Origin of the sequence: Pseudolabrys sp. Root1462 (assembly GCF_001426945.1) — a bacterium.
Lineage (GTDB): Bacteria > Pseudomonadota > Alphaproteobacteria > Rhizobiales > Xanthobacteraceae > Pseudolabrys.
The window spans coordinates 1,037,098-1,058,127 of sequence record NZ_LMFS01000001.1; the positions used below are offsets into that span (position 1 = coordinate 1,037,098).

33 protein-coding genes are annotated in these 21,030 nt (G+C 62.0%); 15 read left to right on the forward strand and 18 right to left on the reverse strand.

Features of this window, described 5'->3' with window-relative positions; genetic code table 11:
* Positions 1-40 precede the first annotated feature (40 nt).
* The gene (locus ASD45_RS04895) at positions 41-340 is read right to left on the reverse strand and encodes a PilZ domain-containing protein (RefSeq protein WP_056910467.1); all 300 of its coding nucleotides are present in this window, start codon (positions 338-340) and stop codon (positions 41-43) included.
* A gap of 363 nt (positions 341-703) precedes the next feature.
* On the opposite strand from ASD45_RS04895, the gene ASD45_RS04900 reads away from it, so the two are divergent.
* The 4 genes from ASD45_RS04900 (at position 704) to ASD45_RS04915 (ending at position 3,939) form a co-directional block, all read left to right on the forward strand.
* Positions 704-907 carry a cold-shock protein gene (locus ASD45_RS04900; protein WP_056910468.1) on the forward strand — a complete coding sequence of 68 codons (204 nt, stop codon included), beginning with the start codon at positions 704-706 and terminating at the stop codon, positions 905-907.
* A gap of 158 nt (positions 908-1,065) precedes the next feature.
* Positions 1,066-1,731 carry a hypothetical protein gene (locus ASD45_RS04905; RefSeq protein WP_056910469.1) on the forward strand — a complete coding sequence of 222 codons (666 nt, stop codon included), beginning with the start codon at positions 1,066-1,068 and terminating at the stop codon, positions 1,729-1,731.
* A gap of 164 nt (positions 1,732-1,895) precedes the next feature.
* The gene (locus ASD45_RS04910; RefSeq protein ID WP_056910470.1) at positions 1,896-3,185 is read left to right on the forward strand and encodes a GGDEF domain-containing protein; all 1,290 of its coding nucleotides are present in this window, start codon (positions 1,896-1,898) and stop codon (positions 3,183-3,185) included.
* Positions 3,186-3,228: 43 nt separating this feature from the next.
* Positions 3,229-3,939: a glutathione S-transferase gene (locus ASD45_RS04915; protein ID WP_056910471.1), complete on the forward strand. Its 711-nt coding sequence runs from the start codon at positions 3,229-3,231 to the stop codon at positions 3,937-3,939.
* A gap of 3 nt (positions 3,940-3,942) precedes the next feature.
* Here ASD45_RS04915 and ASD45_RS04920 read toward each other — a convergent pair whose 3' ends face one another.
* The 3 genes from ASD45_RS04920 to ASD45_RS04930 form a co-directional block, all read right to left on the reverse strand.
* Positions 3,943-4,389, reverse strand: a complete 447-nt coding sequence (locus tag ASD45_RS04920) for an SET domain-containing protein (RefSeq protein ID WP_056910472.1) — start codon at positions 4,387-4,389, stop codon at positions 3,943-3,945.
* Positions 4,390-4,394: 5 nt separating this feature from the next.
* The gene (locus tag ASD45_RS04925) at positions 4,395-4,937 is read right to left on the reverse strand and encodes an SET domain-containing protein (protein ID WP_056910473.1); all 543 of its coding nucleotides are present in this window, start codon (positions 4,935-4,937) and stop codon (positions 4,395-4,397) included.
* A gap of 130 nt (positions 4,938-5,067) precedes the next feature.
* Entirely contained in the window at positions 5,068-5,604 is a 537-nt protein-coding gene (locus ASD45_RS04930) for a glycine zipper family protein (protein WP_056910474.1), read from the reverse strand.
* Here ASD45_RS04930 and ASD45_RS24155 point away from each other — a divergent pair.
* The 7 genes from ASD45_RS24155 to ASD45_RS04965 all read left to right on the forward strand — a co-directional run bounded on the left by ASD45_RS24155 (position 5,538) and on the right by ASD45_RS04965 (position 11,039).
* Complete coding sequence (locus ASD45_RS24155) at positions 5,538-5,867, forward strand: DUF305 domain-containing protein (protein WP_082540925.1); 330 nt, start codon at positions 5,538-5,540, stop codon at positions 5,865-5,867. The two genes, ASD45_RS04930 and ASD45_RS24155, sit on opposite strands and share 67 nt — an antisense overlap.
* 218 nt (positions 5,868-6,085) lie before the next feature.
* Positions 6,086-6,250, forward strand: coding sequence for a Flp family type IVb pilin (locus ASD45_RS04935; protein ID WP_082540926.1), 165 nt, complete (start codon positions 6,086-6,088; stop codon positions 6,248-6,250).
* Positions 6,251-6,295: 45 nt separating this feature from the next.
* Complete coding sequence (locus ASD45_RS04940; protein ID WP_156380715.1) at positions 6,296-6,523, forward strand: hypothetical protein; 228 nt, start codon at positions 6,296-6,298, stop codon at positions 6,521-6,523.
* A gap of 650 nt (positions 6,524-7,173) precedes the next feature.
* Positions 7,174-7,779, forward strand: coding sequence for a hypothetical protein (locus ASD45_RS04950; RefSeq protein WP_156380716.1), 606 nt, complete (start codon positions 7,174-7,176; stop codon positions 7,777-7,779).
* A complete protein-coding gene (locus tag ASD45_RS04955) occupies positions 7,779-8,705 on the forward strand; it encodes a PIN domain-containing protein (protein WP_056910479.1) in 927 nt (308 codons plus the stop codon). The genes ASD45_RS04950 and ASD45_RS04955 overlap by 1 nt, the downstream gene beginning before the upstream one ends.
* Before the next feature lie 68 nt (positions 8,706-8,773).
* Positions 8,774-10,417, forward strand: coding sequence for a fumarate hydratase (locus tag ASD45_RS04960; RefSeq protein ID WP_056910480.1), 1,644 nt, complete (start codon positions 8,774-8,776; stop codon positions 10,415-10,417).
* A gap of 337 nt (positions 10,418-10,754) precedes the next feature.
* A complete protein-coding gene (locus ASD45_RS04965) occupies positions 10,755-11,039 on the forward strand; it encodes a hypothetical protein (protein WP_056910481.1) in 285 nt (94 codons plus the stop codon).
* Positions 11,040-11,108: 69 nt separating this feature from the next.
* Here ASD45_RS04965 and ASD45_RS04970 read toward each other — a convergent pair whose 3' ends face one another.
* From ASD45_RS04970 to ASD45_RS04985, 7 genes are all read right to left on the reverse strand, one after another.
* Positions 11,109-11,441 carry a ribbon-helix-helix domain-containing protein gene (locus ASD45_RS04970; RefSeq protein ID WP_082540651.1) on the reverse strand — a complete coding sequence of 111 codons (333 nt, stop codon included), beginning with the start codon at positions 11,439-11,441 and terminating at the stop codon, positions 11,109-11,111.
* Between the two features lie 127 nt (positions 11,442-11,568).
* Positions 11,569-11,838: a hypothetical protein gene (locus ASD45_RS23320; protein ID WP_156380717.1), complete on the reverse strand. Its 270-nt coding sequence runs from the start codon at positions 11,836-11,838 to the stop codon at positions 11,569-11,571.
* Positions 11,839-11,895: 57 nt separating this feature from the next.
* On the reverse strand, positions 11,896-12,039 hold the full coding sequence (locus tag ASD45_RS23325; protein ID WP_156380718.1) for a hypothetical protein: 144 nt from the start codon (positions 12,037-12,039) through the stop codon (positions 11,896-11,898).
* Positions 12,040-12,224: 185 nt separating this feature from the next.
* Positions 12,225-12,653 (reverse strand): PaaI family thioesterase, encoded by a 429-nt coding sequence (locus ASD45_RS04975; RefSeq protein ID WP_244485207.1) that lies wholly within the window; start codon positions 12,651-12,653, stop codon positions 12,225-12,227.
* A gap of 110 nt (positions 12,654-12,763) precedes the next feature.
* The gene (locus ASD45_RS04980; protein WP_056910483.1) at positions 12,764-12,991 is read right to left on the reverse strand and encodes a hypothetical protein; all 228 of its coding nucleotides are present in this window, start codon (positions 12,989-12,991) and stop codon (positions 12,764-12,766) included.
* A gap of 225 nt (positions 12,992-13,216) precedes the next feature.
* Positions 13,217-13,363: a hypothetical protein gene (locus tag ASD45_RS23790; protein WP_164488355.1), complete on the reverse strand. Its 147-nt coding sequence runs from the start codon at positions 13,361-13,363 to the stop codon at positions 13,217-13,219.
* A 210-nt stretch (positions 13,364-13,573) separates the two neighbouring features.
* Positions 13,574-13,783, reverse strand: a complete 210-nt coding sequence (locus ASD45_RS04985) for a hypothetical protein (protein WP_056910484.1) — start codon at positions 13,781-13,783, stop codon at positions 13,574-13,576.
* Positions 13,784-14,082: 299 nt separating this feature from the next.
* Between ASD45_RS04985 and ASD45_RS04990 the strand changes: the two genes are divergently transcribed.
* Together ASD45_RS04990 and ASD45_RS04995 are read left to right on the forward strand one after the other, a co-directional pair.
* Positions 14,083-14,322, forward strand: coding sequence for a DUF2171 domain-containing protein (locus ASD45_RS04990; RefSeq protein WP_056910485.1), 240 nt, complete (start codon positions 14,083-14,085; stop codon positions 14,320-14,322).
* Positions 14,323-14,337: 15 nt separating this feature from the next.
* A complete protein-coding gene (locus ASD45_RS04995; protein ID WP_082540652.1) occupies positions 14,338-14,610 on the forward strand; it encodes a hypothetical protein in 273 nt (90 codons plus the stop codon).
* A gap of 181 nt (positions 14,611-14,791) precedes the next feature.
* On the opposite strand, the gene ASD45_RS05000 is transcribed toward ASD45_RS04995, so the two are convergent.
* Positions 14,792-15,424 carry a cysteine hydrolase gene (locus ASD45_RS05000; protein ID WP_056910486.1) on the reverse strand — a complete coding sequence of 211 codons (633 nt, stop codon included), beginning with the start codon at positions 15,422-15,424 and terminating at the stop codon, positions 14,792-14,794.
* 47 nt (positions 15,425-15,471) lie between these two features.
* Complete coding sequence (locus ASD45_RS05005; RefSeq protein WP_056910487.1) at positions 15,472-15,966, reverse strand: ferritin-like domain-containing protein; 495 nt, start codon at positions 15,964-15,966, stop codon at positions 15,472-15,474.
* 200 nt (positions 15,967-16,166) lie between these two features.
* Between ASD45_RS05005 and ASD45_RS23330 the strand changes: the two genes are divergently transcribed.
* The gene (locus ASD45_RS23330; protein ID WP_156380719.1) at positions 16,167-16,325 is read left to right on the forward strand and encodes a hypothetical protein; all 159 of its coding nucleotides are present in this window, start codon (positions 16,167-16,169) and stop codon (positions 16,323-16,325) included.
* 42 nt (positions 16,326-16,367) lie between these two features.
* Here ASD45_RS23330 and ASD45_RS05010 read toward each other — a convergent pair whose 3' ends face one another.
* The 3 genes from ASD45_RS05010 to ASD45_RS05020 all read right to left on the reverse strand — a co-directional run bounded on the left by ASD45_RS05010 (position 16,368) and on the right by ASD45_RS05020 (position 17,565).
* Positions 16,368-16,577, reverse strand: a complete 210-nt coding sequence (locus ASD45_RS05010; RefSeq protein WP_056910488.1) for a hypothetical protein — start codon at positions 16,575-16,577, stop codon at positions 16,368-16,370.
* 211 nt (positions 16,578-16,788) lie between these two features.
* Entirely contained in the window at positions 16,789-17,001 is a 213-nt protein-coding gene (locus tag ASD45_RS05015) for a hypothetical protein (RefSeq protein WP_056910489.1), read from the reverse strand.
* Positions 17,002-17,235: 234 nt separating this feature from the next.
* Positions 17,236-17,565 (reverse strand): hypothetical protein, encoded by a 330-nt coding sequence (locus ASD45_RS05020; protein WP_056910490.1) that lies wholly within the window; start codon positions 17,563-17,565, stop codon positions 17,236-17,238.
* 713 nt (positions 17,566-18,278) lie between these two features.
* Between ASD45_RS05020 and ASD45_RS05025 the strand changes: the two genes are divergently transcribed.
* Positions 18,279-19,508 carry an oxalate decarboxylase family bicupin gene (locus ASD45_RS05025; RefSeq protein ID WP_056910491.1) on the forward strand — a complete coding sequence of 410 codons (1,230 nt, stop codon included), beginning with the start codon at positions 18,279-18,281 and terminating at the stop codon, positions 19,506-19,508.
* Positions 19,509-19,579: 71 nt separating this feature from the next.
* Here ASD45_RS05025 and ASD45_RS23335 read toward each other — a convergent pair whose 3' ends face one another.
* Both ASD45_RS23335 and ASD45_RS24160 read right to left on the reverse strand, forming a co-directional pair.
* Positions 19,580-19,750, reverse strand: a complete 171-nt coding sequence (locus ASD45_RS23335) for a hypothetical protein (protein WP_156380720.1) — start codon at positions 19,748-19,750, stop codon at positions 19,580-19,582.
* A gap of 398 nt (positions 19,751-20,148) precedes the next feature.
* Positions 20,149-20,280: a hypothetical protein gene (locus ASD45_RS24160; protein ID WP_280136398.1), complete on the reverse strand. Its 132-nt coding sequence runs from the start codon at positions 20,278-20,280 to the stop codon at positions 20,149-20,151.
* Positions 20,281-21,030: the final 750 nt, after the last annotated feature.

Consider the following 21,030-nt stretch of genomic DNA (forward strand, 5'->3'; position numbering starts at 1 on the left):
AGCGCGCGTCCGGAACCGGGCGCGCGCTTTTTCTTTGGCGTCAGACCCGGTCGGGGAGCATCGGATGCTTTTCGAACGTCACGCCGAGCAGCCCTTCGCGGCGCCAGACCACGCGGCATTCACGCCTGGGAAAGCCGTGCGGGGTGAGGAGAAGCGTGAAGCGATTGGGAACCGACTCCGGCCGCGGGGTCTCGATTCGCGCCCCGGTCTCGGAGACGTCGTGGACCGAGCACGGCCGAACGTGATTCGGCTCAAAGGCGATGGTCGCGGCAATGAAAAGCTGTCGGCGCTTGGCCCTGCGCTTCTCGTTGCGAACGGTTGACGCTGCTGGCTCGGGCACGAGGGGTGACCTTTCAGAAACTGACAAGGAACACCGATCGACGCGCGTATTGTGGAACCTTATGGTTACAAATTGCTGAAACCGGTCGCATCGCCGATGCGGTTTGTTGCGGTGCGATAGAACGACTTGCGGGGCCATGCCGGCGCGCACCGGCCGAGGTCGGCTCCTGGCTTCCCGGGTTACCCTTCGGCGTTGACGTTGCCGCGAATAACGTCTATTTGGCCCGCCGCAACTTGGTTTTCGGCCTCATCTTCGTTCGCTCCCGGCTTTGGGCTGCGCTTCAAGTGATCCCCCAAAACTCGGATAGTTGCCGCCGGCGCGAGGGGCGCGGGCGATCAACGCGGAGCGCGAAAGGAAACTACAATGGCTACCGGAACTGTGAAGTTCTTCAACACCCAAAAAGGCTACGGCTTCATTCAGCCGGACGATGGTTCGAAGGACGTGTTCGTCCACATCACCGCCGTTGAAAAGGCCGGCATGCGTTCGCTGGTCGAAGGCCAGAAGATCTCGTTCGAGATCGTCACCGAGCGCGGCAAGCAGGCCGCCGGCAATCTTCAGCCGGCCTGATCGGTCGACCGAATTTGAATACGGAGCCCGGCGGCAGCGCCGGGCTTTTTTATTGGCGGCGGCCTGCGACAAAACGCACGCGGAATAGGGGGATCGAACCGGTGTTAGCTACCGACAAGGCGCGGCCCGTCTGAGCCGCGTCGTAACGCCGGGAGGTCATGTCTATGCTGAAACGTCGTACCGCTGTCGTGATGGCGGCAGCGCTCGCCTTCGTCTTCGCCACGCCAGCCCTGGCGCAGCAGGCGACCATGAGTTTCTTCGTCACCAGTAACGGGGTAGGCAACGGCGCCAATCTCGGCGGCATCGACGGCGCCGACAAGCACTGTCAGACGCTCGCGGCAGCGGCCGGTGCCGGCGCCACGACGTGGCACGCCTATCTGTCGACGCAAGGGCAGGGCGCGGTGAATGCCCGTGACCGCATCGGCAAGGGTCCCTGGGTCAACGCCAAGGGTGTCACCATCGCCAAAGACGTCGCCGAATTGCATGGCTCCAACAACCTGACCAAACAGACGGCGCTGTCGGAAAAGGGTGACGTCATCAACGGTCGCGGCGATCAGCCAAACCGGCACGACATCCTCACCGGTTCGCAACCCGACGGCACTGCGTTTCCCGCCGACAAGGATATGACCTGCAAGAATTACTCGAGCGGCACTGAGGGCAGCGTCATGCTCGGCCACTCCGACCGCACCGGCCTCGACGACAGCGCGCCGGCCAAATCGTGGAACTCGTCGCATCCGTCGCGCGGTCCGGGCGGCGGTTGCACCCAAGCCGACCTGCGTTCGACCGGCGGCGACGGTCTCCTGTATTGCTTCGCTGTCAACTGAAGCGCGTATAAACAAGCACAACCGGTACAACGGACGGCCCCTGTGGCCGTCCGTTCTGCATGCAAATACCGCATCAAGCTGGCGCTATATTTTTAACGGTTGCGCCGGTATACCGGATCATCGATGGAATGCGAGGCTGCGCCGCTGACGGCGCGCAACGGTAAATGGCTGAGATCCAGAATGTCCTGCTGCTTGCAGGAGACGCGCTCCTTTATTTCGTCGCGCTGGCGACGCTGTTGCGCGCGCGGGATCGTATCGGCCTCGGTCCGTTTTTTTGCGCGCTCGGCGTGCTGCATTTCCTCGAGACCTATCTCGCCAGCATCTTCTACGTAACTCTGCCGCTCGGCATCGTCGCTTCGCCCGGTTCGACCGTGCTGTTCGCCGGCAAGCTGATGCTGCTTCTGCTGCTGTACATCCGCGAAGACGCCGTGATCGTCCGCCAGCCGATCTACGGCCTGTTGTTCGGCAACGTCCTGGTGTTCGCGCTCGGCTTCATCCTGCGCCATCACAGCGTGCTGCCGCTTGCCGAAGGACGCTCGGCCGACTTCGTCTTCCTCGACGAGATGGGCGGGCTGATGGTGTGGGGCACCGCGATCCTGTTTCTCGATTGCATCGTCATCATTCTGTTTTACGAGCGCACGCGCGCCTGGTTCGGCGGCCATGTATTCGCGCGCCTGCTGCTGTCGGGCGCGGCGGTGCTGACCTTCGATCAGGTGGCGTTCTTCACCGGTTTGAGTTTCCTGACCGGCGCGGGCCTGCCGGTGCTGATCGGCGGCTGGATCGCCAAGATGGGCGCGGTCGCACTCTACGCCGCGCTCGGCACGCTCTATCTCACGCGCTACGACCGGCCGCTCGGTCGCCGTGCCGCGCCGCGCATTCGCGACGTGTTGGATACGCTGACGTATCGCGAGCGTTATGAGAACCTGTTGGCGCGCACCGGCTGTGACGCATTGACCGGAACGCTCGACCGCCATTCGCTCGAAGCCTATGGCCGCCGCGCTGTCGACAGCGCCGCCGCTGCCGGGCGGCCGTTGTCACTGTTGCTGATCGACCTCGACCACTTCAAGGAATTCAACGACCGCCACGGCCACAGCGCCGGCGACCGCATGCTCAAACAGGTGGCGCACGAGATCATGACCGCGACGCGCATGTCGGATTTCACCTACCGGTTCGGCGGCGAGGAATTCGTCGTCATCGCCGACGGCCTGGAGAGCGAGGCCGCGTTTGAACTCGCCGAAGCGGTGAGGGCGGCGGTCGCCGCCACGCGCGCGGCGGGCGGCACCATCACGGTCTCGATCGGCATCGCCAGTTGCCCGCGCGACGCGGCCGGTTATGACGCGCTGTTCGAAGTCGCCGACAGGCGGCTGTATGAGTCGAAAATGGGCGGGCGGAACCGTGTCGTCGGTGCGTCCATGGCTTTCGCCGTGACGGCCGTGCGACCGGGTCGCGCCTGAGCGCGTTTCCGAGATGCGCACTGACGTGAGGGAGCATTAAGTCATGGCTTACGAACTCTATTACTGGCCCGGCCTGCAGGGCCGGGGCGAATTCGTTCGCCTCGCTCTCGAGGACGCCGGTGCCAAATACATCGACGTCGCGCGCGAGAAGGGCGGCATGAACCGCATGATGGCGATGATGAAAGGTGAGGGGGAGAAGCGCCCGCCTTTCGCGCCGCCGTTCCTCAGGAACGGCAAGCTGGTCATCGCCCAGGTCGCCAACATCCTGTTCTATCTGGGGCCGCGGGTCGGCCTCGCGCCGAAGGACGAGAACGCCCGGCTGTGGCTGAACGCGCTGCAACTGACGGTGACCGATTTCGTCAAGGAAGTGCACGACACCCACCATCCGATCGCGACCGGGCTCTATTACGAGGACCAGAAAGCCGAAGCCAGGCAATACGCTTCGCATTTCCTCAAGGAGCGCGTGCCGAAATATCTCGGCTATTTCGACGGCGTGATCGAACAGAGCGGCGGGCCGTATCTGCTCGGCCGGCGCATCAGCTACCCCGACCTGTCGCTGTTCCAACTGGTCGAAGGCTTGCGCTATGCGTTTCCGAACGCGGCGAAGAAGTTCGAGAAGAAGCTGCCGCGGGTAATCGAGGTGCATGACCGCGTCGCCGAGCGCGATGGCATCAAGGCCTACTGCGCGTCGGAGCGGCGCATTCCCTTCAACGAAGACGGGATCTTCCGGCACTATCCGGAGATGGACGCCTAGCGGTCAGCGCTTCTTCTTTTTCTTCTCGGCCGCGCACACATCGCAGCGGCAGCCGTCCGGACCGAAATACAATTCCATGTGCTCCTCGCCGTAATCGAGGGTGATCTCCTCGCCCTCGGCGATGTCGCGCACGGTGCGGAACATCAGACGGCCGCGGTTCGATTCGGCTTCGGTGTTCGGATCGCAGGAATGGTTGACGTAGCGCGCAATGTTGGAGCGCGCCGAGCCGTCGATGGTGAAGCGGTTGTCGATCTCGAACAGGTATTTGTTGGCGCGGCGCTTGTCGATCTCGCGCGCCTCCCGGGTCGGGATGCGGGTGCCGGTGTATTCGATCAGCAATTTGCCGGACGGGATATCGGCGGCCGCGAACAGGCCCAGCCCGGTGCGGGAGCGGCCGACGCGATAGAGCGCCGGCTTGTGCGGACGCGCGCTGGCTCTGGCTTTCGCCACGGGCGCTAGCGCCGGGTTTTGCGCGACTTGACGCTTTTCTTCGTCTTCTTGGCCGCCGTCGTCTTCACGGCCTTGCCCTTCGTCAGGCCCTTGGCCTCAAGACGCTTCTTGCGCCGCGCGTTGCGCTCGCGCGTCTCGGCGCGCTGCTTGGCCCGCCGCTTGCGGCAGCGGCTGCACTGGCAGTTTTCGAGGCCGATGACATTCTTCAGGTAATCGCGGCCGTAATCGTAGCAGATCTCGTCACCCGGCTCGATGTTCTTGATGGTGCGGATGAAGACGCGCTTGCCGCGGATGAAGGTGTCGGCGTTCGGATTGCACGAGTGGTTGAAATAGCGGGCGATGTTGCCGCGCTTGGCGCCGTCGATGGTCCACTTCGAGTTGACCTCGTACAGGTAGCGGTTGCCGCTCTTTTCCGCCTTCAACGCCGCATCGAGCCCCAGCATCTTGCCCCGATATTCGGAGATGGTGGTGCGCTTCTTGATGGGGCGGGTGGCGAAGATGCCAAGGCCCGTGCGGGAGCGGCCGAGGCGGAAGGGACGAGGAGCCATATTGTTGTTCTTGCTGATTCCAACGGGTGACGGCGATCAGCGAGATTGCAGATGAAGCGCGGAACGTCAATGGCGGCAGGCTCAAGCGCCGCCGCCCGGTTCCTCGGCTGTGGACGGCGCGGCTGGCCGCTTACCAGCGATGCCAGCCCCAGTGCCGATAATACGGCCCGTCATCTTCGTAATAGACCCGCGGCGGCGGCGTGACCACGTAAGTGGGCGGCGGCGGCGGGACGACGTTGCCCTTGGCCGTCATGCACTGGGCATAGGTCGTATCGAAGCGCTGCTGCAGCGAGCCGCCGGCCGCATCGGCCTTGCCAGCGCCGACGACGCCGCCGGCAACCAGGCCGGTGCCGGCGCCGATGGCAGCGCCCGCGCCCATGTTGCCGGACACCGAGCCGATGGCCGCGCCGGCGAGCGCGCCGAGCGCCGTGCCCACCGCGGCGCTGCCGACGGCCGCCTGGTTGGCCTCTTCGCCCGGCGATTTGTAGCCGATGGCCTGCTGCGCCGAGGCCTGGCAGTAGCGGTCGTCGCGCTGGAAGCTGTCATAGGACTTGCCCTTGCCGGGCATGACCGCGAGCGACGGCGCCGCCGGGCCGGGCGATGCGCAGCCGGCAAGGCCGAGGCAGACAACGCCGAGAACGGCCAGTTGGGACGTCTTCACCTTCATGGCGGCCCTCCGTGCATGAGCGCGCCGATTTAACAGCGGCGGCCGGCGAAGCAATAATTAAAAAACGCTCATGTTGGGGACAAGCGCTTTGGCGCACCGCGGCGGCATGCCGCGCCCTGCAGGCCGCGGTGGAGATGGCCGAGACCTATCTCAAATACGGCAAGGACCCGGTGCTGACCAAGATGGCCAAGGACATCGTCGGCAGCCAGAAGAAGGAGATCGCGGCGATGGACAAGTGGATGAAGGCGCGCGCCGGCAAGTGACGAAGCGGGGAGGCCGGCCTTAAGGCCGCGCCCGCCGATCGGGCGGCCCGGCAAAGTTTGCCCAACGCAATCGCGAAAATTAACGATCAATTTTAGCAAGTCCTCAAGCGGTGGCCGCTACACCGGTCGATGCCGGCGCGAAAGTATTTCGCGCCTCCCTCGACATCCCAGAAGGGTACGACCTCCAACCTCACCCGTTGGACCAGGAGCTCGTACACATGCGTCGTCTCATTGCCCGTTTCATCGCCGACCAGAGCGGCGGCACCGCCATCGAATACGGCCTGATCGCCGCCGGCATTTCGGTCGTCATCATCGCCACGGTGAACGGCATCGGCACCAAGCTGAATACCAAGTTCACGCTGATCTCGACGCAGTTGCGCTGACCGGCGCCGTCCGAACTTTCGTTATCGAAGCTCATGGAGGCGGTCATGATCGGCCGGCAGCCCTCGCCGAGGGCCGTCATTTGCGCGCGCTGCGGCGCGGCCAATGTCATCAAGGATTGGCACTGCGTGCCCGAGGAATTCTCGGTGAAGTGCCGCTGCTGCGACCGGCGCGCGATCTATCACGCCGCGGCGCTGAAGCCGGCCGAAGGCCCGGCGCCGCCGGAAGCGGCGCGGCGCGGCTTTGCGTCGTCCGGCGTGAGGCAGAGCGCATGAGCGCGATGCTGCGCGCGTGACGCGTTGGCGCCGTGCGGCGATCGTTCCGGATTCGATTGTCAAACAGCCCGCGCTGCCCTTGGCGCGCGCGTCGTCGTCCGTATTGTTTGTCGAGGCGCCGGGTTCGCCTGTCGTGCGCTTGAATTACAGAGCCCTCGAACGAGAGGGTGTGGCGCGCCATTTGACGCTGCCTTGCCTTGTGGTGCGCATCCTTTTGACGGGATGCGCCGCGCCAAACGGCGCGCCACGAAGCGGCGTCATCACGGCGCCGGGCCGCGCTTTCGGCGGCTGATCCGCTTTCGCGGGTAGCGCTCACCGTCAGCGAGCTCCTCGCGGCCGGTCTTATTGCCGGCGAGCGGTGCCCCGGCGCCGCCCGAGCCCGGAGGGTACGTCCTCCCCCGGCCGCGGGCGCCGCGCCGCCTTTGGCCGAAGCCGCTCTCGTTAAAGAGCGCCTCCGTCAACGGCCCTCCTTGCGGGGAGGCGGCTCCATCATCGAAACGCCTCGCGACGACGCCCTCTGCCGAGCCTGGCGAAAGGGATAAAAGCATAGGAAGGAAAGCGGGTCAAGGAAGTCAATGACGTTTCTTATGATCTTGCGCCGCGTAATGTCTTATGGTCTTATGGTCGTCCCGACGAGACTGGAGATCGACATGTCTGAAAAGCGTGAGCTTTTGTCTGGAACGATTGTCCGATTAGGAAAGCTCGCTCGGCCATTCGAGACAGTTGACGAATTGATAAATAGAATTTTGGACACGTACGAGGATGCGATCGAGGCGAATAGCGTCGATGATGTCGTGTCCGGTATTGAGGCTCGCGATTTCAATTGGAGGTCGCCGCCAGACTTAACGCATACGAAAATGCTTTCAGTCGAACTAAACGGAGTGAAGTTTCCGCGCGCGGAAACTACTTGGAATTCGATTTTGAATGAGGCGGTGCGAATCGCTGATCAAAAGGTTGCCGCGAAGGAAGAGTTAAAGCGTCTGATTTTGGTCAACTATGTTTCGGGTAAGAAGGAAGATGAGGGCTATCGATATCTTGATGATGTGAAAATCTCGGTCCAAGGCCAAGATTCAAATGCCGCCTGGCGGTGCGTTTCACACATCGCGGCGCGCCTGCGCTTGCCATTTGAGATCGTCTTTACTTGGCGTGTAAAGAAAGGTGCGGAATATCCCGGCGTTACCGGTCGGTTTGTTTATGATGGAAGCCGGCTAGCGCCGCGGTTGCCTGTGCCGACTTCAAGCCGCAGGGTTTCGTGATGAAAAAGGCGAAGAAAAAAGCAACTCAATCTGAATGGCTCATCTTCATCGACACTAATGTCTTTTTGGATTTTTATCGACTGGGTGAGGCGAGCGCAAAGCGAACTCTTGAGACGTTAAAACAGCATGATGTTGTTCTGATCACAACAGATCAAGTTTGGATGGAGTTTCTCAAAAATCGGCAAAAGGTAATTCTTGATACCATCAAGAATTTAACGAAGCCTACAGAGCAGGCGCTTCCGTCTGCGGTCAGTTATTTTAAAGCTGCCAAGGCGTTTTCAAGTAATCAATCAAAGTCGATTGAGTTGTACAAGAAGGTCATCATCGTCATCGAAAAAATACTAAAAAATCCTGCACGTTACGATGCTGTTTATCGCGACCTCAATAAGCTTTTCAGACGAAATTCAGAATTAAATTTAAAGCGGCCAGATAAAAAGCGATACGAAATTCGGCGGCTTGCTAGAAAAAGATTCAGTCTGGGTTATCCGCCACGTAAAGATGATACTCTGAGGTTTGGTGACGCTATCAATTGGGAGTGGATTATTTCGTGCGCCAATGCCGACGTCAAGAAGCGTAACGTAATCATCGTGTCTCGTGATGGTGACTACGGCCTGACTCGCGGGCAGGACACTTTCATCAATGACTGGTTGCAGATGGAGTTCAAGGAGCGAGTCAGCAGGAAGCGCAAATTGGAGCTCACATCAAGGCTATCAGTCGCGCTAAAGAAAATCGATGTGCAGGTTGCCGCGAAAGATGTCGCTGAAGAAGATCGCGTTGCTGATGAGACATTGCCGGAACTAGTTGCGCGGCCGACGCGGATTCGCATTCCTGCGTCGCAATTCGAGTCCGGCGAATGGCAAAGGCGTTTTCAAGAGGCTTTTAGTAAGTTGATGATCGAAAATTCCGCTGCGAAGTCGAAAGCCTAGTCTTGCAATTTTACAATAGATTTAGAGTGGCCTAGTACAGTGAGCGCTTTAACGAAAATTACCTCCCCATGAACGCCCCCGTATCCCCACCACTTCCCCCGTACTCCCATTCCCCGCTTTTCCCTCTTGGTCCGGACACCACCAAGTACCGGAAGATCACGTCGGAGGGCGTGCGGGTCGAGAAGGTGATGGGCAAGGACATGCTGGTGGTGGAGCCGTCCGCCATCAAGGCGTTGTCGGAAGCGGCGTTCGAGGACATCAACCATCTGCTGCGCCCCGCGCATCTCAGGCAGCTCCGCGCCGTGCTGGACGATCCGGAATCGACGGCGAACGACAAGTTCGTCGCCTACGATCTCCTCAAGAACGCCAACATCGCCGCCGGCGGCGTGCTGCCGATGTGCCAGGACACCGGCACCGCCATCATCATGGGCAAGAAGGGCCGGCTGGTGTTCACCGACGGCTCCGACGAGGCGGCGCTCGCCGAAGGGGCGCGCGATGCGTACCTGAAAAAGAACCTGCGCTATTCGCAGCTCGCGCCGATCTCGATGTTCGAGGAGAAGAACACCCGGTCGAACATGCCGGCGCAGGTCGAGATCTATGCCGAGGGCGAAGACGCCTACAAGTTCCTGTTCGTCGCCAAGGGCGGCGGCTCGGCCAACAAGACGTTCCTGTTCCAGGCGACGCCGTCGATCCTGACGCATGACCGCATGGTCGCGTTCCTCAAGGAGAAGATCCTGACGCTCGGGACCGCGGCGTGTCCGCCTTATCACCTCGCCATCGTCATCGGCGGCACCTCGGCCGAGCTGACGCTGAAGACGGTGAAGCTTGCCTCGACCAAGTATCTCGACAACCTGCCGACGCAGGGCTCGGAGGACGGCCACGCCTTCCGCGACACCGCGATGGAGCAGGAGATCCACAGACTGACGCAGTCGCTCGGCGTCGGCGCGCAGTTCGGCGGCAAGTATTTCTGCCACGACGTGCGCGTCATCCGGCTGCCGCGCCACGGCGCGTCGCTGCCGATCGGTCTCGGCGTGTCGTGCTCGGCCGACCGTCAGGCGCTCGGCAAGATCACCAGGGACGGCGTCTTCCTCGAGGAGCTCGAGCATCACCCGGCGCAGTATCTGCCCGAGGTCGATCAGGAGAAGCTCGGCGGCGAGGTGGTCAAGGTCGATCTGTCGCGGCCGATGAAGGACGTGCTGGCGCAGCTCTCGCAGTATCCGGTGAAGACGCGGCTGTCGCTCACCGGCACCATGATCGTGGCGCGCGATATCGCGCACGCCAAATTGCGCGAGCGGCTGGAGAGCGGGCAGGGCCTGCCCGACTATTTCAAGAACCATCCGATCTATTACGCCGGCCCGGCCAAGACGCCGGACGGCTACGCCTCGGGCGCCTTCGGCCCGACCACGGCGGGGCGCATGGACTCTTATGTCGATGCGTTCCAGGCGGCCGGCGGCTCGATGATCTCGGTGGCCAAGGGCAATCGCTCATCGCAGGTGCGCGATGCCTGCAAGAAGCACGGCGGCTTCTATCTCGCCTCGATCGGCGGTTCGGCAGCCAATCTCGCCGAGCACTGCATCAAGAAGGTGGAGGTGCAGGAATTCCCCGAGCTCGGCATGGAAGCGATCTGGAAAATCGAGGTGGTCGATTTCCCGGCCTTCATCGTCATCGACGACAAGGGCAACGACTTCTTCAAAGAACTGAATTTGGGCTGAGCGTTTCGCCCTTGTGAATCGCTTTGACGGCGCCGGGTGGTAACCATCCGGCGCCGTCTTGTTTTTGCGACAACCTGCGCATGCGGCGACGGTTAAACGCGTGCTGCACTGCGTTAACCGCCAATACGCAAAACCGGCGGAGCCGCTTGTGGACTCGCCGGTGGCCGTGCGACGCTACGGTCGCCTGATACCGTAATAAAAAACGCGCCTACCATACTGAAGATCAGAAGGACCACGCCGGATTGCGGACGACAGTATCGACTTCGACGCGCCCGACCTGGTCGCGCGCATCGAGCAGCTCAGCCAGCATCAACTGGATCATCTGCCGTTCGGCGTCGTGCTGCTGGACCGGCGCTGCGTCGTGCAGTTCTACAGCGCGACCGAAGCGCGCGAGAGCGGCTACGGCATGGAGCCGCTGGGCCGCGACTTTTTCGATGTCTCGCATTGCGACAGCAAGCGCGATTTCCGCGAACGGCTGACGCGGGCGATGGAGGCAGGCGCGGTCGATTTCGAGCTGGCGCTGCCGGGCGATCTTGCCAATCCGAACCGCGAAGTGCGCATCCGCGTGATGTCGGCGCGCAAGGGCGGTGTCTGGATGTTCATGGAGCGCGACCGGCCCTGAGGGCGGATCGCGGCGCCGCGCCGACAGCGCCGCGTCAGGCGCGGCGCGTCGGTGCGTGCCCCCTCGCGCTTACGCCGCCGGCCGACCGGCCTGAGCCTGAGTCGCCTGGGTGGCGCTGGCGTTGCGGTAATATTCGAGCACATAGACGCGGATCGCCGACGACATGTTGGCGTAGCCGCGCTGCGCGTCGATGCTCTGCAGCAGCACCGGCAGCGGTGTCCGCTTCACCTCGGCGATGAAACGAAGGCCGTCCCAGAACTGGTCTTCCAGCGACACGCTGGTCTTGTGACCGTGCAGTTCGATCGAGCGCTTGATGATCGCCGACTTGTAACCCAGTTCCGGGTCGGGCCGGGTGCGCTTCTGCGCAGGCACGGTGTGGTGGTCTTCTGACGCTTCCGACATTGCGACGGTCTCCTCGTGACACCTCTTCGCTGGACAGTCTTCGGCCCAGCCCCGGATGCATCGATAGGCGCATTCGCGATGTGGAATATTGAGCGATGTCAAAAACGCGTCACATAATTGACGGTCGTCAATCCGGGCGCGTCGTCTTCGGCGGCGTGCCGACCGCCGGCGCCTCGATCGTCGTGTGGCAGTTCAGGCATTCGAAGCGATCGAAATGCTCGATGTCGGTGCGGGATTTTCGGGCTTGCATCGCGATGCCGCAGAGAGGGCAGTGACGCAGCGGCGGACGATGGGGCATACCAATGAGACGGGCTGGAATTGCGATCTGGTATGATCGTCGATGCGAACGGTTCGCGCGTTGATAAATGTCAAATCGCGCCCATTCGCCGCGCAGCACTCAGTGAGCGCCGCTTCGCCGAACCGCAACTTCCGGTATTCTCAGGTGAGGGAACCGCTAGTTCAGGACGTTGACGACCGGCGCCGTCACGTCGTTCGGGCCGCTGTGGCCGGCGAACTGATAGAGCGACAGCGAGACGAGCGCGATCAGCACAATCGCCAAACCCAGACGCACGCATTGATCGGTGATGTTGGCTTGCATGATCGTCCCCTCAAACCGCGAGCAACGCCGGTCCCAAGCGTCGCGCGGGACCTCCCCAGGCCCCGGATGCGATTCTGCTTAAGTTCGAAAGCGGGCCGCTTGAGGACAGACGTGGGGCAATAGAGCGGCAGAGTGAACGGAGCGTTAATCCGGTACCGATAGCGCGGCAGCGAGGTACCGCGGTCTCAATCGACGATGCCGTCGCGGCTGTGGATCGTCATCATGGTTGCGGTGAGCAGCGCGATCAGCTTTTCCGCGCCGTCCTTCACCGCGAACACTTCGGCTTGCGACAAGGTCAGCGTGCGGCCGGCTTTGACGACGCGGCCGCGGGCGATGATGCGATCGCCGGACGCGGGGGCGAGCAGGTTGATCTTGAACTCGGCGGTGAGCACGCCGCTCCCGGCGGGCATGACGCTGAGCGCCGCATAGCCGGCGGCGCTGTCGGCGATGGCGCTCACCGCGCCGGCGTGGACGAAACCGTGCTGCTGCGACACGGCGGCCGAGGGTACCATGACGATCTCGACGAAGCCGGGCTCGACGTGTGTGAGTTCGGCGCCAAGCGTCGCCATCAGGCCTTGCTTGTCGAAACTCTGCTGAATGCGGCTGCGCGGCATGATCATTCCGGTACGGCCAAGAGGCCCGTACCATTAAAGCGCGACCACGCGCCGCCGGTAAAGCGGCGCACGTTCACGCGCAGCCCGTATCGAAGAAGGCGCCGGGCTAATTAAATGCCGGCCGCTTCCATGCTGCGCCGTCGCTCGATGTCGGAGGGGCTGCGGACCTGCCTGATGCGGTCGGCGACCCTTTTCCACATGGCGTGGCCGGAGATGTCGCCGGACTGTGCGAGTTCGGCCGCCCGCTTTTCCGCTTTGGTGACGGCGCCGCTGCGATGAAGCGCTTCGAAATGCCGGGAAAACATGTCAACGGCGTCCTGCTCGCTGGGTATCCACATCGGATCGCTCCTGGGCTGCTTTCGCGTCCCCGGGAAATGCACAAGCAGCGGCGCCGGTTCGGCCGGCAGAGCAGGTCTTCCGTTTGTTGGGAGGGCAGGGCGGCCGCGGAACGACTCACGACTCGCCTTTGCTCGGCCGCGCGGCGGGCGAGAAGTTCAGCGTACGAGAGCCTATTCTGGGGCCAGCTAAACGCCTGACGTTGTCGCGATGCGCCGAGGAGTGTTTTATCGTTCCTGCTTCGACGGCAAATCGTCTTTCGCCTCTTCTTCGGCGATGAGTCGTTCGAGTTGCCGCCGTCGCTCTTCGTCTGTCGTTTGCGCCAGCAGACGGCGGAAGCGCTCCAGATTCGCGCGGTGGACGAACTTATCCATGGCAAGCCTCCATGGCTGCGTGCATTACGGTATCAGGATATCCGGAAAGGCGGCTGTACGACAGTACTTCGGCGGTTTTTTCCAGATGCCGAATCGCCGGTCAATTCGACTGGGGTCGGAGGGCGACCGCCCGCAGGCCGGTATTGCAGGCCGAAAGTCCCGGTTTTTGGGGAGAATGGCCCGCCGTGATGGGCAGGGCGGCGACCGAGGTCAGGCCGGCGGCGCGATGCCGGACTCGCGGCGGTGATCGGTGTCGTCGGCCTCGGTTGAGACCTCGCACACCGGGCATTCGAAGGTACGCCATTCCCGGCCCTGAACGGCCGGCGAAATCCGGGCGAGCCACATCTGCGAGCCGCAGCGCGCGCAGATCGGACGGTCGATGTCCGGAGCGTTGGTCGAATTCGTCTGGGTCTTTGACATCGTCGTCCCTTCCTGCAGCTTGCTAGGCGGGCGTACACACTGTCTCTCGGCCACCGACGCAACGTGATGCTGTTCCGGCCCGCATGGCCGCCGCCAACTTGGCGATCGTCACAGCACGTCTCGACAAGGAACGTACCACGGCAAAGGTGACGGTTTTGTGTTTCACCGCATGAGCGACCTTTGAGCGCAGCGCGTGTGCCGCACCGCTTTTCCTGTGCCCGACACGCCGCCTCCGCGTAAGCCGTTGAACATTCCGCCGCTTTCGGCGTTAGCCCCGAGTTTCACACAAGGAGGAACCCATGGCTGACATCAAAGAGCACATGAAGGTCATCGGCAAGGACGGTGCGCCGATCGGCACCGTCGATCGTGTCGAAGGCGACCGCATCAAGCTGACCAAGAAGGACAGCGGCGCGGGTCATCAGGGCCATCACCATTACATCGATCGCAAGCTGGTCGGCTCGGTGGAAGGCGATACCGTGAAGCTGTCGGTCAATGCCTCGGCGGTGCCGGAGACCGAAGCCTCGGGCGCGAAAGTCTAAGGGGGAGGGCACATCATGGCGCAAGCGGCATGGAAACGACCCGGCTCTCCGATTGGCCGGAAGGGCCCGCGCAAGGCTCACCCGAAATATAAGCGGCGCCTCGGCGAGCGCTGGACGACCGAAGAGCTCCGACAGCTTCGCTCGCTGGCCCGGCAGAACACGCCGACCGGTGTGTTGAGCCTCAAGCTCGGCCGACCGCCGGCGGCGATCCGAAGCAAGGCGCAGCGCGAAGGCATTTCGCTGCGGCCCGTCAACCGCTCCCCGTACAATCGGCGGCGTCGCGGCTAGAACCTTTTGCGTGCGGCCGCGTTATTGGCCGAAGGCCTCGACCTCTAGCGACAAGGAGATGTCCGCGTCGATTAGGAAGGGCCGAGGAATAGAGCCCGGGTGTCAAAGCCCGGGCTCTTCTTGTTTGTGCGGACAGGAAAACGAATACGGGATCGTCCGCTGACGCAGGCCATGACAGGCGTCACGCCGCCAGCGACGGATTCCACAGCGCCATGATCTCGGCGGCATCGGCGATTTCGATCTGCTCCGAGAACCGGGTCTCGTACAGGGTCATCAGCGCATCGTGGCCGGCGTCCGACGAACTGCAGATGGCGTCGCGCACCACGATGGTACGGAAGCCGAGATCGACGGCGTCGAGAACGCTGGCGACGACACAGACGTCGGTCTCCGAGCCGGAGATGATCAGCGTATCGACCTTGCGCGCGGTGAGAAACGGCAACAGGTCCGACGCCGAGAATGCCGAATAGCGCGACTTGTCGACGATGGCGGCCGGCGGCACGTAGCGCGCCAGGGCCGGATCGAGTTCGATCAGGCCGGGGTCGATGCATTCGCGGGTCGCCGATTTCCAGCGCTTGTAATAGCGCCGCCACATGCCCGGCATGTCATCCGCGGTCTGCGGCGGAATGAAACGGGTGAACACGGTGCGCTGCGGGCAGTGCTGGACCAGCGCCGCGACGATCGGCAGCACGCGTGGCATCCACGGCGTCGGCCAGATGCCGTCCGCGCCGAACAACCGCTGCATATCGATGCACAGATGCACGGCATTGCTGCCGGGAACCGGCGGGTGTTTGTTCGGCGCGGCGGATGTCGACATCGGTCAAAGAAAAAGGGAGGGCGCTCCGTTGCCGAAGCGCCGCTCCATCAGGCTGCCTGCTGGTTAACGGCGGATGCCGCCAGCTTGCTCAGCAACGCATCCGTCTTCTTTTCTTCATCGAGGGTCTGCTGCAGAAGCTTCGCCGCTTCCTTCATGCCGAGCTGCTCCGCCCAGGCAACCAGCGTGCCGTAACGGGCCATCTCGTAATGCTCGACAGCCTGCGCACCGGACAACAGGCCGGCATCAAGCGCGGGCGAATCCTCGAAGTCTTCCATGACTTCTTCGCCTTCCTCGACCAGGCCGAGAATGGCGGGGCAGGTTTTGCCCTTCGGCGACTGTTCGATCAGCTTGAAGACCTGCTTCAGACGATCGACCTGGCCCTTGGTTTCTTCGACATGCTTTTCGAACGCGGCGCGCAGCTGGTCCGAGTTGACGGCCTTCGCCATCTTCGGCAGCGCGACGAGAATCTTGCGCTCGGCGTAATAAATATCCTTGAGGTTCTCGTGGAACAGATCTTCCAGTGTCTTGTTTTGACCGGACATAGGGTTACTCCTGCTGGTGTGGGGTCCGCTCCACAACGCGGTCTTTTCACGGGAGTTCCGTCCGCGGCGCGCGCAATGCGCTTTCGATGATCATTTGACAATCTGGCTGTCAAAAGCGGACTGCGACAACGGCGACGCGGAACTGCGGCGTCCTGCTCACGTTGCGACTCTTCAACCGATAAACAACGTGGGAGACGGCAATGGCGACCAAGCAGCACGAGAAGAACATCGAAACCGGTCAGCAGGGTACGCATGAGCCCTGGAAGCGCCCGGGTCAGGCCTCGCAGGACAGTTCAGTCAAGGCGCCGAAGAAAGAGGACCGGCAGGGCGATTTCGATCAGGTCAGCCAGACGAGCTGACAGCCGGCAACGCGGCGAGGCGCCAGGCCAACGGGCGAGGCGCTACGCCGGCGTTGAGGCGTCGCTGTCGTTCCGGCCACCGTCGCCTTTGGCGCCCGTCGACAGTTCGCAGACCGGACATTCGAAGGTGCGCCATTCGCGGCCTTCGGCCGTGATCGAGACGCGCGACAACCACATGCGGGAATCGCAGATTCCGCAAGTCGGACGATCGATGTCGGAAAGGTCGGCGGAATTGATCTGGATCTTTGGCAACGCAAGCCTCCTGCCATCCGGTCAGGCGGGAGCACACGTTGTCTCTCTGTCACCGACGCCCAGCTTTGCCGCTGCCGATGATGATACCAATGTAGGGCCGGTTCCCGAAATTTGAAGCGTCAAAAGACATGAAGCGGCGCAAATAGTTGGGGCTCGCTTCAACAGGATTTATCGAATCCAAACACCGCGGCGCCGTTATGTGTGCGGAAAACTATTGGCAAGACACCGATTCGTAAGTCTGTCCGGCGGCGTCGACCGTGCGGTGCTTCTCATCGCCGCATGCGAGGCAGCGGAATATCTGAATTTCGTATTTGTCGCCGAGATCCGGATGAGGCGACCGGCGCGCCAGCATCGCATCGCCACCGCAGTGGCCGCACGTCAAACGATCCTGGGCGCCATATGTATTCGGATGATCGATGATCATGACCCGCCGCCCCCTCTCTCCAGCACGAACACAACCGGTCTCGCAGCCACTGGCAGGTAGAGAAGGGCGCCAGCGTTCAGTGAAGCGTGGTTGAGATTCACAACAGAGTCGAGTGAAATCATCGGCGCCCGCAGGCCCGAGATCGCCAGGCCGAATTGTTTTGCGAATTCAGCGGCTGTTCGTTTGCCCGCATAGAAAACGACGATGGTATGCGGTTCGCCAGTTCGCCGATGCCTATAAAAAGAACAGCAATCCAAAGCCGATGATGGCGAGGGCCGCGCCAAGCAGCTTGCCCATCAGGATCGGATGAGCGAGCGCGTTGTTTTCGGCGTGCATCGCCGCCTTCTCGGCATGATCCATCTCGTGCGTCGGCGCCGCGCGCATCGCCCAGACATGAGACGTGTCGTCCTTGTTGAGATCTGCCTGCACCGCAATGAAGGCGATGAGGACACCGAGGAGCCCGACACCGAGAAAGCCGAGGAAGCGGAAGGCGGAATAAATAAGGACCGCCACGCCAAGGGCGGCAGCGATCTCATATTTCAGTTGCCTCTCCGTCGGCTGCATGACGCATTTATTGCGCCGACACAGGCAGCGGTAAAGAAAATTTCGAGGAATGCAGATGGCGCTGCCGAAAAAAAACAGGCGGCCGGATCAAATCAGTTGGGCTGACCGAGCTTATTCAATGCCGACGGCAGGTCGCACACCGGGCAGGCAAATGTCCGCTGTTCGCGATCCTTCGAGGGTCCGTGCAGGATTTGAACGAGCCACATCGGTGCGCCGCATTCGCCGCATGTCGGATGCTCGATGTCAGGCCAGTTCTTTGGGGTATATCGACTCTGCGGCACAGCAATCCCCTCGTTTCGAGCGGGAGCGCTGTCGCGTCTCTCAGCCACTGACGCCCAGGCACGCTGTGCCAGTGGTACTTTGACAATACCTCTGCACGGCCAAAGTTCAAAATTAACAATGACAGTCCCACTGACGCAGGTGGACGTTTAAAAACATGGCCCTGCGGCGGACTTTGCCGGTTGAGTATTAGAATTCAGAGCGCTTCGAGCCGAAAATGCCTACCGCCTCGGCGTAGGCCGACGAACCATTTCGCTCCAAGTGGTCATTCTTTCATCATGCAGAATCGAAAGAGGCCGCCGGCGGAACGGTCTCTTATGTCGCATGCGCAGCCTCCATCCAATCCGCAAGAACGGCGATCGCGTGACGAAGCGCAGCCCGGCCGATCGGCAAACCGTGAGCCGCGGAAACGCATCGCCGTAAGGAAGACGACCATGGAATATCTTTCACGCAGAACGCTTTTGGCGACGACCGCAGCCGCCGGCATTGCAACCGGGCTCTCGTCGCTCAGTGCCCAGGCGGCCGAAGGTCTGCCGCAGCCGCAGCGGCCGGGCCACGGCGGCAACGATCCGGGACCGCGCAATGTCGCGATCGACCGGCAGAACCCCGACATCCTGGTGCCGCCCGCCACCGACTCCGGAACGCTGCCGAACCTCGCCTTCTCGTTCTCCAACGCCCATGTCCGCGTCGGCACCGGCGGCTGGACGCGGCAGGTGACCAACCGTGAGCTGCCGATCTCGATGACGGTCGCCGGCGTCGACATGCGCCTCAACGCCGGCGGCATCCGCGAGATGCACTGGCACAAGGCGGCCGAGTGGTCCTACATGCTGTACGGCAAGGCGCGCATCACGGCGATGGACTTCGACGGCAAGCTGTTCGTCGAGGATGTCGGCGTCGGCGACCTTTGGTACTTCCCGCCGGGCGTGCCGCATTCGATCCAGGGCCTCGAAGGCGATGGCTGCGAATTCCTGCTGGTGTTCGATGACGGCGGCTTCGACGAGAACAACACCTTCCTCTTGAGCGACTGGATCAAGCACACGCCGCCGGAGGTGCTGGCCAAGAATTTCGGCATGCCGGCTTCGGTTTTCGCCAAGGTGCCGGCGCCGGAGGATCTCTACATCTTTGCCTCGGCGCCGCCGAAGCCGCTCAGCCAGGAAAACCCGCGCGGCGTGCCGACCATTCCCGGCAAGTTCAGCCACCGGCTGCTGGCGCAGAAGCCGGTCGCCGCCGGCAACAGCGGATCGGTTCGCATCGCCGACTCCTCGATCTTTCCGGCGTCGAAGACGATCGCGGCGGCTTATGTCGAGGTCTCGCCCGGCGCCATGCGCGAGATGCACTGGCATCCGAACAACGACGAATGGCAGTATTACATCGAAGGGCAGGGGCGGATGACCGTGTTCGCGGCGCAGGGCCAGGCCCGCACCTTCGATTATCGCGCCGGGGATGTCGGCTACGTGCCGTTCGCCACCGGGCACTACATCGAGAACACCGGCACCACGCCGCTGCGCTTTCTCGAAATCTTCAAGAGCGACTATTATGCCGACGTCTCGTTCAACCAGTGGCTCGCGGTGTCGCCGCCGGAACTGGTGAAGGCGCATCTCAATGTCGATCAGGCCGTGATCGACGGTCTGCGCACGACCAAGACGCCGATCGTGCCGGCCTGAGGGCAGGGCGGAAGGCGCGCGGAAAAATCGAAACCGCTCGCACAAATGAAGAGGCCGCCAACGGGGGCGGCCTACTTCTTGCGTTCGCTCTTGTGTTCGGGGCGAGCCTCGAGCGCGCTAATCTCCGACTCGAGTTGAACGACGAACTCCTTGAGCCGGTGTTCGGTATTGGCATCGATGCCGGTGGCGAAGCGTCGCCCTTTGATGATCTTCTCTCTTATCTCGGCGCAGCGGTCGCACATTGGCTTCCTCCCGTGAGTCACGGGATTGGGCCCGCAGCAACGCGACAACAGGTGGAACCTCATATAGTTCCGCGGAATGCGTATAAGAACGCACACTTTTCAAAGCGGGCGCTGCCGGTCCTTGGCCGGGCCCGGAAGGCGGAATCGCGGGCTTAGGCTCCGGTCGGCGCCCGAAATGCGCGCGGAACACCTGGGGCTTGATCTTGCTCAAAGCGAATTGTCTTAGCCTTGGCATTTTATAAACAGGGTACCCGGGGACCCCGGAGCCGGACGGCGTTGACGCATACGTCGCCTCGACTCCGGGGCTCTCTAGCCAGCCGTGGGGCCATGTGAAGCGACAGAAAAACGCCTCGGATGGTCCGAAACGAAAGAGGCCGCCAACTAGGGCGGCCTGAGTCTCACTTGGGAGGATGCTTCGCTTCTTCCTCAGCTATAAGCTTCTCGATCTGCCGGCGCTGCACATCGTCTTTCGTATCGACAAGTAGGCGCTTCAGATGATCTAAATTTGCGCGGTGCACGAACTTCTCCATGGGAACCCTCCATGGTCATTCCAAACATCAGCGATATTACTACGATACCGGGAATGCAAGGACCTTTGGTATCGCGTCGTGGTTCCTTCACTTCCCCTTCGAGCGGTCCCTCTGATCCCGCACACTCACGTTCCCGCAGTCCTCACATTTGAAAAAATCAATAAAACCTGGTCCTGAAAGTCGGGATACGTGGCCTGCTTCGAGCTGTAGTGCCCCGCCACAAGCTTGGCAGATTGGCTGATCTCGATTTTGTTGATCCAAAGGCCCATCCTGCAATTCTTTGGGCGGGAGTGCGGTCGCGTCTCCCAGTCAACGGGGGCCGAGAATAATGCCGGTGATAGTCCCCAATGCCACCAAGGGCACATGGTTCAATTTCAATCGCCGAGTTAAGGCCCTAGTCGCGTCCCGCGCTTTTGAAGATCGCTTTCGCCCGTCGAAATCTCACAAACCGGGCAATGAAAGGTCCGGTATTCCTTGCCCTCGCCGTCAGGCGCAATGCTGGCGAGCCACATCTTCGACCCGCAGGTCTGACAAATGGGGTGGTCGATCTCCGTCTTCTCGACAGCACTCTTCTGGGTGTGAGGAATAGCCAGTCTCCCAGTACTGGAGGATCTAATTCACACGGAAAGCATGGAAAAAGGCTACGCGTTGAGGATGGCAGGCGCAAGCCCGATCCGTTTGGGCGGTGGTAATCCGCCGCATAACGAGGTTCCACTTTGTTCTTCGTGGACGCAAATTTCTATTATACCG

Excerpts from the sequence above, each read along its gene's own strand:
- ASD45_RS04900 (WP_056910468.1), top strand. The coding sequence starts at position 704 with ATGGCTACCGGAACTGTGAAGTTCTTCAACACCCAAAAAGGCTACGGC.
- ASD45_RS04905 (WP_056910469.1), top strand. The coding sequence starts at position 1,066 with ATGTCTATGCTGAAACGTCGTACCGCTGTCGTGATGGCGGCAGCGCTC.
- ASD45_RS04910 (WP_056910470.1), top strand. The coding sequence starts at position 1,896 with ATGGCTGAGATCCAGAATGTCCTGCTGCTTGCAGGAGACGCGCTCCTT.
- ASD45_RS04915 (WP_056910471.1), top strand. The coding sequence starts at position 3,229 with ATGGCTTACGAACTCTATTACTGGCCCGGCCTGCAGGGCCGGGGCGAA.
- ASD45_RS04925 (WP_056910473.1), bottom strand. The coding sequence starts at position 4,937 with ATGGCTCCTCGTCCCTTCCGCCTCGGCCGCTCCCGCACGGGCCTTGGC.
- ASD45_RS24155 (WP_082540925.1), top strand. The coding sequence starts at position 5,538 with ATGCGCAGCCGGCAAGGCCGAGGCAGACAACGCCGAGAACGGCCAGTT.
- ASD45_RS04930 (WP_056910474.1), bottom strand. The coding sequence starts at position 5,604 with ATGAAGGTGAAGACGTCCCAACTGGCCGTTCTCGGCGTTGTCTGCCTC.
- ASD45_RS04935 (WP_082540926.1), top strand. The coding sequence starts at position 6,086 with ATGCGTCGTCTCATTGCCCGTTTCATCGCCGACCAGAGCGGCGGCACC.
- ASD45_RS04940 (WP_156380715.1), top strand. The coding sequence starts at position 6,296 with ATGATCGGCCGGCAGCCCTCGCCGAGGGCCGTCATTTGCGCGCGCTGC.
- ASD45_RS04950 (WP_156380716.1), top strand. The coding sequence starts at position 7,174 with ATGTCTGAAAAGCGTGAGCTTTTGTCTGGAACGATTGTCCGATTAGGA.
- ASD45_RS04955 (WP_056910479.1), top strand. The coding sequence starts at position 7,779 with ATGAAAAAGGCGAAGAAAAAAGCAACTCAATCTGAATGGCTCATCTTC.
- ASD45_RS04960 (WP_056910480.1), top strand. The coding sequence starts at position 8,774 with ATGAACGCCCCCGTATCCCCACCACTTCCCCCGTACTCCCATTCCCCG.
- ASD45_RS04970 (WP_082540651.1), bottom strand. The coding sequence starts at position 11,441 with ATGTCGGAAGCGTCAGAAGACCACCACACCGTGCCTGCGCAGAAGCGC.
- ASD45_RS23325 (WP_156380718.1), bottom strand. The coding sequence starts at position 12,039 with ATGCAAGCCAACATCACCGATCAATGCGTGCGTCTGGGTTTGGCGATT.
- ASD45_RS04975 (WP_244485207.1), bottom strand. The coding sequence starts at position 12,653 with ATGCCGCGCAGCCGCATTCAGCAGAGTTTCGACAAGCAAGGCCTGATG.
- ASD45_RS04980 (WP_056910483.1), bottom strand. The coding sequence starts at position 12,991 with ATGTGGATACCCAGCGAGCAGGACGCCGTTGACATGTTTTCCCGGCAT.
- ASD45_RS23790 (WP_164488355.1), bottom strand. The coding sequence starts at position 13,363 with ATGGATAAGTTCGTCCACCGCGCGAATCTGGAGCGCTTCCGCCGTCTG.
- ASD45_RS04985 (WP_056910484.1), bottom strand. The coding sequence starts at position 13,783 with ATGTCAAAGACCCAGACGAATTCGACCAACGCTCCGGACATCGACCGT.
- ASD45_RS04990 (WP_056910485.1), top strand. The coding sequence starts at position 14,083 with ATGGCTGACATCAAAGAGCACATGAAGGTCATCGGCAAGGACGGTGCG.
- ASD45_RS04995 (WP_082540652.1), top strand. The coding sequence starts at position 14,338 with ATGGCGCAAGCGGCATGGAAACGACCCGGCTCTCCGATTGGCCGGAAG.
- ASD45_RS05000 (WP_056910486.1), bottom strand. The coding sequence starts at position 15,424 with ATGTCGACATCCGCCGCGCCGAACAAACACCCGCCGGTTCCCGGCAGC.
- ASD45_RS05005 (WP_056910487.1), bottom strand. The coding sequence starts at position 15,966 with ATGTCCGGTCAAAACAAGACACTGGAAGATCTGTTCCACGAGAACCTC.
- ASD45_RS23330 (WP_156380719.1), top strand. The coding sequence starts at position 16,167 with ATGGCGACCAAGCAGCACGAGAAGAACATCGAAACCGGTCAGCAGGGT.
- ASD45_RS05015 (WP_056910489.1), bottom strand. The coding sequence starts at position 17,001 with ATGATCATCGATCATCCGAATACATATGGCGCCCAGGATCGTTTGACG.
- ASD45_RS05020 (WP_056910490.1), bottom strand. The coding sequence starts at position 17,565 with ATGCAGCCGACGGAGAGGCAACTGAAATATGAGATCGCTGCCGCCCTT.
- ASD45_RS05025 (WP_056910491.1), top strand. The coding sequence starts at position 18,279 with ATGGAATATCTTTCACGCAGAACGCTTTTGGCGACGACCGCAGCCGCC.
- ASD45_RS23335 (WP_156380720.1), bottom strand. The coding sequence starts at position 19,750 with ATGTGCGACCGCTGCGCCGAGATAAGAGAGAAGATCATCAAAGGGCGA.
- ASD45_RS24160 (WP_280136398.1), bottom strand. The coding sequence starts at position 20,280 with ATGGAGAAGTTCGTGCACCGCGCAAATTTAGATCATCTGAAGCGCCTA.